Consider the following 1,623-nt stretch of genomic DNA (forward strand, 5'->3'; position numbering starts at 1 on the left):
TCACAGCCCGCTTCCATCAGTCCGCGTATAAGGGATTTTTTCAGGCGAGGACTTGAAAGGCGCACATCGCAGCCTACGGCTATTCTTCCCGCTCCTGCAGCTTTCATAGAATTGTCTGCTGAAAGCATTTTGCCATTTCGACCAGTTCTATCATTATGGTCACCTGTACCTGATGTCCCTCCAGCCCGGATAATCCCCGGATAATACCTGCCGATACGATAGGCCAGCTCCTCGCTGACCTGCACTGGGTAGATGCCGCGGATATCCGCACCGCCGAAGCACCTGCTGTCAGGCCTTATCAGATGCTTTTCCTTATCGCTGACGGAAATCTCCTCCCCCAGCTGCACCTCCACCAGCTTCAGCTCCGTGTCGGCAAAAACGGTATGGCAGCACCCGGCAGGCATGGACAATACGTCCCCTGCCCTGATATTCCTGACTTCGCCGTCAATCAGCGCCCTGCCGTGGCCGCAGGTGACAACCCACACCTCATCACGGTGCCTGTGGCTGTGATAGTTCATGCTCTTGCCCGGATTCAGCGTCACCCTGATGGTCAGGCTGTGCCCATCGGCATCCAGTACCCGGTAACTGCCCCAGGACTTCTCGGCAAACATCACCTGGCGGGAAATTTTCTCCACAAAGGGCTTGATATGGGAGGAACGCTCCTTGTCGGATACCAGTATCCCCTCAGGGCTGGCGGAAATCACCACGTCATGAAGCCCCAGTGCCAGCACCGGCATCCCCAGCTCGTTGATGACGTGGACGTTCTCACAGGTATCCTCCAGCACGGCATCACCAATGCAGCTTTCCTCCATGGCCTCGGACAGGGTATTCCAGGTACCTAAGTCCTTCCACTGACCACCAAAGCGCATCACCTGAATGGATTTTTCCCGCTCCACCACCGCATAGTCAAAGCTGATTTTCTCCAGCTCCCCATACCTCTGGTACAGGTCGTCGTAGCCAGAAAAATCAATCAGCTCATGAGCCTTGTCCAGAAGATAGGACAGGCGGAAGGCAAAGATACCGCCATTCCAGAGCGCCCCCTGCTTTATGTACTCACGCGCCGTACCCTCGTCAGGCTTTTCCTTGAAGGTAAGGACGCGGCTGATGCTGTCCGTGTTTTCAGGAATGATATAGCCGTATTTCTCGCTCGGGTAGGTTGGCTCGATGCCCATCAGCACCAGGTTTGCCTCCCCTGCGGCCGCCTGCTCCCCCAGCTTTTTCAGGGCATGGAAGTAGTCCTCCTCCACATATGGGTCCACAGGGCATACCACCACCGGCTCCTGCAGGCCGACCTTCCGCACATCAGCAAGATATGCCGCCGCCAGTACGATGGCAGGAAAGGTATCCCGCCTGCATGGCTCCACGGATATGCCCGCACCCTCCCCCAGCTGGTTGATGATGGAGGAAACCTGGGACTTCGATGTGGCAATGGTCACATCTGCATCAGGCATGACGGACTTTATCTGACCGTAGACCCGCTGTACCATGGACTGGTAGCCGCCGTCTTCTGTTTTGAAAATCCTGATAAACTGCTTGGAGCGGATGTCATTGGACAGGGGCCACAGCCTCCTGCCGGAACCCCCGGACAGCAATACTATATTCATAATCCATTAACCCCTATCA

Annotated in this window: 1 protein-coding gene; it reads right to left on the reverse strand. The window is 55.9% G+C overall.

Annotated features, from left to right (window positions below; all coding sequences use genetic code 11):
• A partial coding sequence (locus ACI3UA_RS04320) for a sugar phosphate nucleotidyltransferase (RefSeq protein WP_439723599.1) occupies nt 1-1,604 on the reverse strand: 1,604 nt, incomplete at its 3' end.
• Nucleotides 1,605-1,623 lie beyond the last annotated feature (19 nt).

It is taken from the genome of Anaerovibrio sp. (assembly GCF_051866355.1).
Lineage (GTDB): Bacteria > Bacillota > Negativicutes > Selenomonadales > Selenomonadaceae > Anaerovibrio.